General features: G+C 36.9%; 10 protein-coding genes. 1 reads left to right on the top strand and 9 read right to left on the bottom strand.

The window, feature by feature from the left end:
* Positions 1-269 precede the first annotated feature (269 nt).
* Positions 270-950 (top strand): Crp/Fnr family transcriptional regulator, encoded by a 681-nt coding sequence (locus tag MKS83_RS06330; RefSeq protein ID WP_153394606.1) that lies wholly within the window; start codon positions 270-272, stop codon positions 948-950.
* Between the two features lie 224 nt (positions 951-1174).
* Here MKS83_RS06330 and MKS83_RS06335 read toward each other — a convergent pair whose 3' ends face one another.
* From MKS83_RS06335 to MKS83_RS06375, 9 genes are all read right to left on the bottom strand, one after another.
* Entirely contained in the window at positions 1175-2365 is a 1191-nt protein-coding gene (locus MKS83_RS06335) for a DUF3570 domain-containing protein (RefSeq protein ID WP_240582439.1), read from the bottom strand.
* Between the two features lie 24 nt (positions 2366-2389).
* Complete coding sequence (locus MKS83_RS06340; RefSeq protein WP_153394610.1) at positions 2390-2617, bottom strand: DUF4266 domain-containing protein; 228 nt, start codon at positions 2615-2617, stop codon at positions 2390-2392.
* Positions 2618-2659: 42 nt separating this feature from the next.
* A complete protein-coding gene (locus tag MKS83_RS06345; RefSeq protein WP_240581668.1) occupies positions 2660-3586 on the bottom strand; it encodes an FAD:protein FMN transferase in 927 nt (308 codons plus the stop codon).
* A gap of 6 nt (positions 3587-3592) precedes the next feature.
* A complete protein-coding gene (locus tag MKS83_RS06350; RefSeq protein ID WP_240581667.1) occupies positions 3593-4039 on the bottom strand; it encodes a thioredoxin family protein in 447 nt (148 codons plus the stop codon).
* Positions 4040-4108: 69 nt separating this feature from the next.
* Positions 4109-4498: a hypothetical protein gene (locus tag MKS83_RS06355; protein ID WP_240581666.1), complete on the bottom strand. Its 390-nt coding sequence runs from the start codon at positions 4496-4498 to the stop codon at positions 4109-4111.
* A gap of 41 nt (positions 4499-4539) precedes the next feature.
* Complete coding sequence (locus MKS83_RS06360) at positions 4540-7047, bottom strand: cation-translocating P-type ATPase (RefSeq protein ID WP_240581665.1); 2508 nt, start codon at positions 7045-7047, stop codon at positions 4540-4542.
* A gap of 71 nt (positions 7048-7118) precedes the next feature.
* Positions 7119-7583, bottom strand: coding sequence for a heme-binding domain-containing protein (locus MKS83_RS06365; protein WP_240582440.1), 465 nt, complete (start codon positions 7581-7583; stop codon positions 7119-7121).
* Between the two features lie 28 nt (positions 7584-7611).
* Positions 7612-8766, bottom strand: coding sequence for an efflux RND transporter periplasmic adaptor subunit (locus tag MKS83_RS06370; RefSeq protein WP_153394621.1), 1155 nt, complete (start codon positions 8764-8766; stop codon positions 7612-7614).
* A gap of 2 nt (positions 8767-8768) precedes the next feature.
* On the bottom strand, positions 8769-13112 hold the full coding sequence (locus MKS83_RS06375) for a CusA/CzcA family heavy metal efflux RND transporter (protein ID WP_240582441.1): 4344 nt from the start codon (positions 13110-13112) through the stop codon (positions 8769-8771).
* Positions 13113-13138: the final 26 nt, after the last annotated feature.

Consider the following 13138-nt stretch of genomic DNA (forward strand, 5'->3'; position numbering starts at 1 on the left):
ATTTAGCTATATCAGTATGTATATGAAGAGTACATGTTTATTATTTATCCAGTATATTTGAAAAGTCGTTATATAATAATTTATCTCTAGATTCTTCATTATATTTGGTTCATTTCTTAAAAAAGACTTTCTTTCCCATTTCAAGAGCAATTTTCTTACTTTTGCAAAAATAATCTGTTTAGAAAGAAAACTTGGTGATTTAAGTAGGCTTAAAATGTGATTTAGGTTAAATTTTGAGTTCTTTTTCAATATTTAAGAAGTAAAAAATTATGATTTCAAAATTTATTTTTAATAATCAATATCTTTTTAACGAGCTTCCTGAGTATGATAAAAATTTACTCGTCACTGCGATGAAAAGTAAAAACTACCGTAATCATGAAGCTATATTTACAGACGGTACAAAACCCACCGGTATTTACTATTTAAATGAAGGTAAAATAAAGAAGTACAAGGTAGATAATGATGGCAGAGAGCAAATTATTTACATTTACAGTTCGGGGGAATTTTTCGGATATTCTGCTATTTTAAGTAATGAGACTTATGGAGATACCACATTAACCCTTGAAAATTCTGTAATCTCATTTATTTCAAAAGAGGATTTCTTACACATCCTTGATCAGTCATCAGTTTTTTCAAGACTATTACTAAAGTCCCTTAGTCACGAGTTTAGTGTCATGGCCAACCTCATGGCTGTATTATCACATCGAACCGTTAGAGAACGGGCCGCTCTCAGCTTATTGATCCTTCATGATAAATATACATCTAACGAGTCCAAGGAAAATGTTTTTATCACGCTATCCCGAATTGATCTAGCCAATATGGTGGGAACTGCAAGAGAAACATTAGCCCGTATTCTCAATGATTTCAAGCAGGAAAAACTAATCAAAATTGAAGGACGTAAAATTCGTTTAATCAATATTGAACAATTAGTCCGTATTGCCAATTTTTAAAAGACTATCTGCTTTTAGTATTATTTAAGCCATCAACGAAAAGAGATTTACCCTATTTTTGAAATAAAATTTGGTAACTATATAGATTTTACTTTACATTTTTTTACCCAATCGCCTAGTCAAGGTAACAAATAGCCAAAAGGCGCCACTTGTTTTAAGTAGCGCCTTTTTCAATACACATCTTAATAGGAGTTTAATCTTGATTATTATAACCAGAAAAGATTTTATTTGAATCTCAGGTTTAATGAAATAATATCTGATTTCATTCCAACAGATTTTGTATAATGCCCATATCTGATTTCCAGCATATTCAGCCTTTCCACTCCAAATAAACCATTTTTCGGACTGATTCTGATTCCTGCTCCATAAAAGTTACTGTTAAATTTCGAAAGGTCATAATTACTCGTATAAAAGTCATCAAAAGCAGTATGCTGCTGATAAGGTGCAAAATATTTAGCTGCTGTCTGAGAATAATATCTGTAAAACGGACTTACCGAAACAAAAGGCGAAATTTTCACCGGTGTTTCCAGACTGAATGTATTGGACTTCAACCCCCAATCGTCGGTATAATAACGATAATACGCTCTCAAAATAACTTTATCCCCCAGGAAATAATTCGCTCTTATCCCCAAAGGAATTTTAAATCGTTTATCAGGCAAAGCTTCCTGATGAACTGAATTGTCCGTAAAGTAAACACGATGGAAAGGCAAACTTAAATATCCTGTCTGCTGAACTCCATCCGCCAAAAATTCAACCTGAAAATTCTGGTTGATGATCTGTGAATAAGATAGGGACAGTGCAAAAGTATTTCTTCCGCTGGTTCCGTAGTTTTCGTGTTCCCCTCCTGTGCTTCCATTTGTTCTAAGCTCAATCGGGGCAATCAGTTTTACCTGATCGAGATAAGCCTGAAATTTCGCTGTAAACTCCCCCATTCTATTTTTTGTTTTTTGCGAAAAGCCGATATTGGCGCCATAAGACTGATAATCAAACTCTGTTGAAAACGAAACTCCAGCCATTAAAGTGGTTCCCTTCGTATCATTTTCCCGACTCCAGCTAAGAGCAGGATAAATTCTATTGTCTGCATGGGAAGCGGATGAATTGGCCTTTAAATCTATCATATCGGAAGAGGCGGAAGTATAATGATCTATCCCCACGCTGAAATTGAATTTATTTTTTCTGGCATTTTTATCATATTTTACCATTGTTACATCAATGGTATTAGAAATGTCAGTTAATTTTTCGGTTCCTATTCCGCCCGTAACCGCCGAGTTATTTCCATCCTGCTTATAATAACTGGACACCAAATTAGCTTCATCAAAACTAAGCTTTTTAGGCTGTTCATTATTTGAGTTTTCCTGTGCTTTTGCGTTGAAAATTCCGAAAAGAGCAAAAATGCTTATTATAATTTTTTTCATTTTAAATCACACTTAAATTTTACTTTAATTACAACCGCATCCGCCTCCCACTTTCCCTGCATTGGCTCCCGAAGAACCTTCTCTGTAGGATTGAAAGCTGAGTTCTGTTTTTTCAATGGTTCTGTTTCCCAACACCATTTCAGCATCATTAAGTTTATTTTTTTCATATTCTTTTACGGTTGTGCAAGAATGCATTGAACCAACCAGGAAAATAAAAAAGCCTGTTATTATTATTTTTATAAAATTTTTCATTTGAATTGAATTTGTTTTAGTTATAAAATGAAATCTAAAACTTCATTTTAAATTAATATTTTGAGAGGAATATATATTGTCCTGATCATCGATAATGATGCATTCCAGATGATTGATCTGGTTTACCATATTAAGTGACGCATCAATTCCCATAATGCTTACAGGAGTTGCCATTGCATCAGCAATTTCTGCATTAGGACAAAAGATTGTAACACTTTTCACCCCCGAAACAGGCATTCCTGTTTTTGGATTAATGGTATGAGAATATTTTTTCCCGTTGATGACCACGAATTTTTCGTAATTCCCAGATGTTGCTACCGCCATATCAGTAATATTCATGTAAGAAAATGGTTTTCCGGCGTTATCAGGATCAGCAATTCCAACCGTCCATGGTTTTCCGTCTGCCTGATTTCCCCAGGCTGTTAAATCCCCTGATGCATTTACAATTCCTGATTCTACACCTCTATTCTGAAGAAGTCTTTTTGCCATCTCCGCTGCATAACCTTTCCCAATTCCCCCAAAACCTATTCTCATTCCTTTTTCTTTCAGGAAAACTGTTTGATTGTGATGGTCAAGAATGATGTTATGATAATTAACCAATTTCAGATGTTTTTTGATCAGTTCAGGATCAGGAAGTTGTTGCATCTGCCGGTCAAAATTCCAGAAGCTTTTGTCGATTCCACCGTAAGAAATATCAAAATATCCGTCTGTAATTTTACTGATTCTCAAACTTCTTTCAATTAAACCAAAGATTTCCCCATCTACTTTCACAGGCTTTATGCCTGCATTTTTATTGATAAGATGGGTTTGGCTTTCGTCGTTGAAAGTAGTTAAAAGTCTTTCAATCCTCCGAATTTCGTCAATAGCTGCATCAATATGCTGATTAGCCAAATTTTCATTGTCACTTACAACGGTAATTTCAAAAGCGTTCCCCATTAATTTCTGAGGTCTTTTGAATTCTCTCAACATATGATCTTATTTATTTTGGTTTTCTTTAATATCCCGTACTTCTTTGGTGAAAGCTAAAGCATTTTCAGATGGAAGCCCTTCCCAGCTTTTCAAAACCTTTCCCTCCGAATTCAATAAAAGGGTGTAAGGAAAAAGTCCTTTCGGATTATATTGATCAGCAAGCGATGCATTTTCTTTTTTCAATTCCGGAGAAAGCTGATTCTTTTTGTTTCTTGGAAAATCTGCATTGATGTAAACAGCGATATTTTCTGTTTCCAGCTTTTTAAATTCATCGGTTTCAATGATATTCTTATGAAGTTTGATGCATGGAATACACCAATCTGAACCTGAAAAGTTCAGTAAAATAAGTTCTTTATTTTGGGACGCCAGTTTTTTGGCACTTTCCCAACGACTCTGCGCTTGAATGCCAACAGCGAATACAACCATTAATATGGCTGAAAATAGTGTTTTCATTATTTAATTTTTATAATGATTTTAGAGAATAAGATGTTGTTTGATTGTAGATCAATCAAATTAAATAGATTATATGGACAAAGATTTCGGTGGTTCCCAGACCGATCCTGTAAATCCTTTGTAACAAAAATCTTCATCTTTTGAAGGAATTTTATGAGATTGTAATGGTCTGAAACTTTCAGCCTTTGCTTCAAAACAAAAGCCTGGGTGAATCGTGAATATCAAAGTTAATGGTGCTGAATGAATTACAAACGGCAGTTTCTGATCTTTGCCATAGTCTCCGTCTTTAACGGGATTTTCATAATGGGTTTTCAGAAACGCTGTAAGAGACATTTCCGGATTCAACTTTTTGTGTTCCCAATAATGTTCTATCAAAGTCGGAATTTTCAACAGCTGATATACTTCAGTTGTTGAAATTAAATACAGTGACAATAACAGTATGGAAATCAATTTTTTCACAAATCAAAATTATAAAATATTTTATTAGGAATCATTATTTTTTATTTCCTTTCCAAAAGCCTTTTTAGAAGCTTATAAATCTCAAACCAAAGCACAGAAACTGCAGCAGTAAGGAATGTTAATCCTAATTCTTTTACTGTAAGAGGCGCTACACTAAAGAATCCTGATACCGGCTTCACATATAGAATAACAAACAATAATACAAGAACCAACGCGGAAATACCTACTAATAAATAATTGCGATTTTTAAAACTTTCAAAAATACTGTAATGGAAAGATCGATTTACCAAACTCAGTAAAATATTCGCAAATATTAAAGTACTGAACACCCAAGCTCTTGTTGTAGGCTCATCATTCCCCAGGTGGACAGAATGTTGATATATCCATAGTATTCCTGCTGTGATAACCAGTCCCTGAATAATACTTACCATAAGCTCTCCCCAGTTCAGAAATGTATCTGTAAGCACTCTTGGAGGCCTTTGCATTGCATCTTTTTCAATAGGCTCATTTTCATACACAATGGAACAGGTAGGTCCCATTACCAGTTCAAGAAAAATAACATGAACCGGAGTAAATATGTGAGGGAATACCCATCCCAGGAATAAAGGCAAAGAAACTGTAAGGATAATGGGAATATGAATAGAAATAATATACTGAACAGCTTTTTTGATATTGGCATAAATTCTCCGCCCCGCAGCAATTCCTACTACCAGCTTTTCAAGATCATCATTCGTAATGACGAGTGCTGCTGCTGATTTGGCAATTTCGGTTCCTTTATTTCCCATTGCGACTCCTATATGGGCAGCTTTTAATGCAGGTCCGTCGTTCACACCATCTCCCAACATGGCCACTACGTTACCTTGTGCTTTCAGCGCATTCACCACTTCAAGCTTTGCTTCAGGAAACATTCTTGTAAACAGAGTCGTTTTTTCAGAAAGCTTCATTAAATCATCTTCTGAACTTGCGGTGACCTCACTCCCATTAACAGCCGGAGCATTATTGATAATCCCGGCCTGCAATGCAATGGCCTTTGTGGTATCCGCATTATCCCCTGTAATTACCTTTACCTTAATCCCTGCGTTATAAATATGCTGAAGAACTTCTTTTATTTCTTTTTTTGGAGGATCATAAAATGCGGTCAGTCCTAAAAATTCAAAACTAAAATCCTGCTGGTTTTCAGGGAAATTATTTCCTTCGAAATGAGATTTGGCAACTCCAAGAACCCGATATCCCTTTTCACCAAATTCTTTTACAATATTTCTGATTTTATTCTTTTCCTCTTCTGAAAGTTCAGAAACAGTAAGAATTGCTTCAGGAGCACCTTTTGCCGCAATAATTCTCTCTTTTTGTTCATTTTCAAAAAGATGGGTCATCATAGGAGGTTTTCCTTCCAACGGATATTCATGAAATAACTGATAATTTTTTCTGTCGTCAGAATCCTGAGTCTGCTCATACACCTTATGTAAGGTTATTTCCATCGGATCAAACGGAACTGGCTCACTGCTCCACATCGCATAATCAATAAGTTCATCCAGCTCTTTTGTCTTGAAATTCTCCTGTTCATAAATCGTATCAGACTTATAATCATAAAGATGCTTTAGCTGCATTGAGTTTTCCGTAATTGTTCCCGTTTTATCTGTACATATCACTGTAACACTTCCCAACGTTTCGACAATACTGCTTCGTTTAATAATAATTCCTTCCCGCATCAGCTTCCAGGCACCCAAAGCCATAAAGGTGGTAAAAGCTACAGGAATTTCCTCAGGAAGTACAGACATCGCCAAAGTCAAACCACTTAATAAGCTGGTCACAAAGTCTTCCGTTTTAATATAGCTGAAAATACATACCGCCAAAAAAATTATCAGTCCAATAATGGCCATACCTTTTACAAAATTCCGGATCTGGAGCTGTAAAGGAGATATTTCTTCTTTTATTCCTAGTATAGACTGCCCTATTTTTCCTACTTTGGTTTCTTTTCCTATTTGTTCTACCTCAAAAACGGCAAGACCGGAAACAGTAATTGTTCCGCTGTATACTTTATTATCTTCTGATTTGCTGTCTTTAAAAACAGAAAAGCTCTCCCCTGTAAGTGAAGACTGATTAACGGAAAAATCATTGCTATGTACAATGGTACCATCTGCATTGATCAAATTTCCTTCTTCGGTAATACAGAGATCTCCCACAGCAATTTCAAAAGTGGGTACTTTAATAATCTTTGAATTTCTTATAACCGTACTTAAAGGCTCGTTCAATTTTTCAAGTTCTTCCAGGGCCTTTTTACTTCGGTTATCCTGATAGAAAGAGATAGCCGTTACTCCTATTATCGCAACCAACATAAATAAAGCCTCACCATAGTCACCTATGATTACATAGATAAGTGAAACACATATCAATAAAATAAGCATGGGTTCTTTCAGAATATCAATAAGCATATCTGCCCATGTTTCTTTTTTAACCGCTTCCAGCCGGTTATATCCGTATTTTTTTCGGGAAGCTTCCACTTCCGCTTCTGTAAGACCTTTGAGATTTTCAGGGATATTATAATTCATGTGAAATGGATGTAGTATTAAAATTACTGAATGTTTTTGTCATAACAGAATAATATTGATGATTTTAATTATTAATTGATCTCCTTTTTAACCTGAACCACCCATTTTTCTATTTCCGATTTATCCGTAGAAGATAATTTTGCATTATGATGGATTATTGTATACGAGCTAAGCGGCATTTCTCCCTCTTTAACGGTTTCGACAATTTCATCTAATTTCTTCAATTTTCTTTCTTTAGTATAGGTATTAAATTCATCAAAATTCAAATGCCTCTTCCCTGAATTGACGTGATCTGCCAACCACCATTTTACCGGCTGTATATTACTATACCAGGGATATGCCGTATTATTAGAATGACAATCGTAACAGCTTGTTTTTAATAAGCCCTGTACGTGGGATGACACCTGATAATGTTTTTCAATTGCATTTTCAGAAGGAGTGGCTGATATATTCTTATCAGTATCAAAAAATTGGATAACGATGAGAAACAGAACTATAAAGCCTGCTCCTATTTTTATTAAAGATGATGTTTTCATAATTTGTATTTATCTATAAGTTCTTTTATTATTCATCTGCAGTGTTCTTAAGTTTCATAAGAAGGGTATAAGCATTCTTGGTGACAATTTTCTTATTTTTAAAATCATCGGTATTAAGTATCTGTATGAACCCGTTCTCTGTTTCACCCAATGTTACAGGTGTCAGGCGGTAGGTACGTGTTTTCTCTTCCACAAAAACAAAGCTTTTTCCTTCAAAATTGACAATGCTTTCTTCAGGAACCGCATTGGAAAAAGAGGTACTTGTTTCTATTTCTGCATTCATATACATTCCCGGTACAAGGCTCTGGTCATATTTTTCAAAATGACAGTGTACTTCAGCCATACCTCCCGGGTTAACATCCTTACTGATCAGAATAATCTCTCCGTAATATTTCTTATCAGGAGCTGCATTCGTGTAGGCCGTAAACCGTTGTCCCATTTTGAGGTTTCCAAGATCTTTTTCATATACTTTAAGGTTAAGATGTATATCATCCGGATTGATGAGTTCAAAAAGGACATCCGAAGGATTTACATATTTTCCGATATTCACATTTACTTTACTCACAAACCCATTGATGCTGCTGTAAACCGGAACGCTTTTTTTAATATTCCCGGAATTCAGCGATGCTGGGTTAATATTGATAAGGCGGAGCTGCTGTGCCAGGGAGTTCATCAGGATTTTCTGGCTGTTCATTTCAGACTGGGCTTGTTGCATAACTTTATCACTGGTAGCCTGACTTTGATTAAGGGTCTTCTGACGGTTGTAGTCCAGTTCGGCAAAATGCATTTTAGACCTTGCCATTAAATAATCCTGCTGAAGCTGGATAAACTGCGGGTTTTCAATAACGGCAATCACCTGTCCTTTTGAAACCGGCTTTCCTGGCAACAGACTGCTGGATTTGAGATATCCGCCCAGTGGAATACTTACTGAAACCAGGTTTTGCGGAGGAACATCAATCATTCCATTAAGCTTTAAAAGCGAAGATATCTTCTGTAAAGAAAGGGTTGTAGTTGCTATAGGAGCATTTTTTAATTGGGCTTCAGTAAGCGTTACTACGTTTTCATCTTTGGAAGAGACTGCTGCTGGTACCGGCTCCGTTTTTCCATGGTCTTTACACTCATAAAACATGAGCAGTCCTATTATTGGCAGAGAATATGATATGATTTTAAATTTACGTTTCATTATTATGGGTTTAAAGTAAGATATTCCAATTCTATAGCACTCTGATTCAGTTTCCAGACTGCATCGGTATAACTGTTTTTTAAGGTGACTGCCTGGTTGACCAATATTACAAATTCGAGGTAGTTGATCTCTCCGGCAAGAAACTGTTTTTTAGCTGTTTCAGTGATAACATCAGCGTTTTTAAGTTCTGCGCTTTCATAGCGGGAAACAATGTCAAGATTAGCCTGATAAATCCCGGATGCTTTTTTACGCTGATTCTGCAGGTTGAATTCCATATTGGAAATATCATTTTCAGCAACAGATTCTGCAATTTTAGCAGCCTGAATTCTGGCTTTCTGTCCGCCTGAAAAAACAGGAACCGAAACACCCAGCTGTACGGAATGAAATTGTGGTGCAGAGCCGTACACTTTGTCATCCGCCCCCGTTCCTTTAAAACTGTTAAGATTGTAAGCAAGCTGCAACCCCGGAAGCAGCTTAGCTTTTTCAAGAGCTGTCTGCTGTTCGGAAACTTTTTTCTGCTGCTGCAATACCTGGATTACAGGATGTGAATTAAGCTCTTCTTTAAGTCCTCCGCTAAATAACTTTTTATCTTCAGGAACAAAATCTGTTTCAGTATTCAAAAGCCATTGCAGCTGATATTTCAAAACTGAAAGCTCCTGATTCAATTGCGTCAGCTGGATTTCAATAGCAGATTTCTGGTTGGAAGCAGTTGTTTTTTCTAAAATATTACTTTCTCCTGCTTTCAGACGAATGCTTGCTTTATCCAGAAAGTCGGTATACAGCTTTAATGTTTCCTGCAGAAGCTTTTCTTTTTCTTTCCAGTAGAGAATATTATAAAAAGTAAGGCTTACGGCTTTCTTTAGCTCATATTCTTTAAGGGAAACATTCAGCAGAGACTTTTTCCATTCTTCCGTATAAAGATTCTTTTGTTTTTTATATACAGTAGGAAATGCTATATTCTGAGAAATACCGAATTTCATATCTGTCAGGGCACTGTTGATTTGGCCATAATCCATCGTAACTCCTGTCTGAGGAATATCTGATGATGATCTGATAAGTTCCTTTGAATACTCAGATTTTAATTTTTCATTTTTAATAATCCGGTTATTTTTCAAAGCTACATCAACGGCTTCCTCCAAAGTAACAGGGGTTTGGGATTTTACTTCAAGTCCAATAAAACAGAATAAAAATACCAATACGGAAGCTATATTTCTGTTTTTCATTTTTTTCATTTTGATTCCTTTTTCAATATTTACATAAAGCAATGGTAAAACAAACAGAGTAAGGAAAGTTGCCACTATTAATCCTCCGATAACAACTGTAGCCAGTGGCCGCTGTACTTCGGCTCCGGCCCCGTTACTCAATGCCATCGGGATAAAGCCCAGCGAAGCAACAAAGGCAGTCATAAGGACCGGGCGGAGACGTGATTCTCCTCCGTCAATAACAATTCTTACAATATTTCTCATTCCGCTTTTGTAAAGACGGTTAAACTCAGATATTAAAACAATTCCGTTCAGTACAGCTACTCCGAAAAGCGCAATAAATCCTACTCCGGCACTGATACTGAAAGGCATTCCTCTCAGAGCCAGAAAAAATACTCCTCCAATGATGGAAAGAGGAATTGCAGTATAAATAAGTAAGCTTTCCTTTACAGATTTAAATGCAAAAAACAGCATTACAAAAATAAGTGCAAGTGCAATAGGAACCGCAATCATGAGGCGCTGTTTGGCATTGTTGAGGTTCTCAAAAGATCCTCCATAGGTCATATAGTAACCCGTAGGGAGCTTCATTTTCTGATCTACTTTTCCCTGCAGCTCTTCAACAATGCTTTGTACATCCCTGTCCTTTATATTAAAACCTACAACAATTCTTCTTTGGGCATTTTCTCTCTGAATCTGGTTGGGACCATTCTTCACTTCCACTTTGGCAAGCTGAGACAGCGGAATCTGATTTCCAAAAGGTGTGGGAACCAAAAGATTCTTAATATCGGTAACATTTTTCCGGTCTTTGGTATCCAGGCGTACTACCATTTCGAAGCGTTTTTCACCTTCAAACACCAGCCCTGTACTTTGTCCGGCAAATGCCGTATTGACAATTCTGTTAATATCTGCAACAGATAGGTGGTACTGGGCAATTAAAGGGCGGTTGTATTCTATAATTACTTGAGGCATCCCGGAAATAGGTTCGATGTAAAGATTCTGTGTTCCTTCAACAGTTTCTATAATTTCACCAAGTTTCTGAGCATTCTGGGCAAGAACATCCAGATCATCACCAAAAATTTTCACTACTACATCCTGTCTTGCTCCGGTCATCAATTCATTAAAACGCATCTGCACAGGATATTGAAAGCTGGCTGTAATTCCGGGTACTTCCTGAAGCTGTTTCCCCATTTTATCCGCTAATTCGGGAAAAGTAGAGGCAGAGGTCCATTCTTTTTTATCTTTCAGGATAACCATCATATCCGAAGCATCCATCGGCATTGGGTCTGTAGGCACTTCCCCGCTTCCGATCTTTGTAACGACCTTCTGCACCTCAGGAAATCGGGATTTGAGAATGTGTGCCGCTTTTTGGGTACTCTCAATTGTTGTGGTCAAATTACTTCCCGGAAGCACTCTTGTGTCTACGGCAAAATCTCCTTCTTCAAGGGAAGGAATAAATTCACCTCCCATTTTGGATAAAATGAAAACGGCTGTTATAAATAAGACTGCCACTACCCCAAAAACTATTTTAGGTACTCTGAGAAGTTTGAGCAAAACTGCAAGATAGATCTTCTCTACCTTTTTCATCATTCTGTCTGATAAAGTAGGTTTATTGCTTCTTTTTCTCAGCAATACCGCACTCATCATCGGAATATAGGTCAATGAAAGTAAAAATGCTCCAAGCAGTGCAAAAGCTACGGTCTGTGCCATGGGTTTGAACATTTTCCCTTCAATTCCCTGCAGGGTAAGAATTGGCAGATAAACAATCAGAATAATAATCTGTCCAAAAACAGCACTGTTCATCATCTTTCCGGCAGAATCAGTAACTAAAGCATCCATTTCTGTTTTGCCCACAGAAAATACTCTTTTGAATTTTGAATTATGGGTAAACTGATGCAGAACAGATTCCACAATAATAACTGCCCCATCAATAATAAGCCCGAAATCCAAAGCCCCAAGGCTCATAAGGTTCCCGCTGACTCCAAAAAGGTTCATCATGCAGATCGCAAACAGCATAGCCAGTGGAATTACTGAGGCTACCAAAAGCCCGGCGCGGACATTTCCTAAAAACAGGACCAGTACAAAGACTACGATCAGGGCTCCTTCAGTAAGGTTCTTTTCTACCGTTCCAATAGCATTATTTACCATTTTGGTACGATCCAGAAAGGGTTCTATGACAACTCCTTTAGGAAGTGTTTTCTGAATCTGGGTAATTTTTTCTTTTACATTTTTTATAACCTGATTACTGTTTTCACCTTTAAGCATCATCACCACAGCTCCTGAAACTTCTCCCTGGTCATTAAAGGTCATGGCTCCATAACGGGTGGCAAAACCTGGTTTCACTTCAGCAATATCTCTTATGAACAGAGGAACAGTATTTGTTTTTGTTGCAATAGAAATATTGTTGATTTCTTCAATACTTCCTACCAAGCCTTCACTTCTGATGTATAAAACGGTAGGCCCTTTTTCAATATAGGCACCTCCGGTATTCTGATTATTTGCCTGTAACGCATCAAATATATCATTGATCGTTATTCCATAGGCATTAAGCTTGTCTGGATTTACGGCAATCTCATACTGTTTCAGCTTACCGCCAAAACTGCTGACTTCCGCTACTCCCTTTACTCCCAGCAGCTGTCTTCTTACAACCCAATCCTGGATAGTACGAAGCTCTGTGATATTGTATTTTTTTTCATATCCCTTTTCAGGTCTTACGACATATTGGAAAATTTCGCCAAGTCCTGTAGAAATGGGACCAAGCTGGGGATTTCCTATTCCCTGTGGGATAACAGCCTGTACCTGCTGGAGCCTTTCAGCAACCTGCTGCCTGGCCCAGTAGATATCAACATCATCTTCAAAGACAATGGTGACCAGCGATAGTCCAAATCTGGAAAAGCTCCTGATTTCCTTTAATCCTGAAATATTATTGTTGGCCTGTTCTATAGGAAAAGTAACAAGCCGTTCTATATCTGTTGCACCAAAAGACGGGGCCATTGTAATAATCTGTACCTGATTATTAGTGATATCCGGAACAGCATCTATAGGCAGTTTGGTGACCTGATAGGAGCCTATTCCGATAAGACCCAACATCAACAATGCAATAATGAGTTTATTCTTTACAGAAAACTCAATGATTTTTGTAAGCATAATGATTGATTATCTTAATTATTGTA

Source organism: Chryseobacterium sp. Y16C, assembly GCF_022488405.1.
Classification (GTDB): domain Bacteria; phylum Bacteroidota; class Bacteroidia; order Flavobacteriales; family Weeksellaceae; genus Chryseobacterium; species Chryseobacterium geocarposphaerae.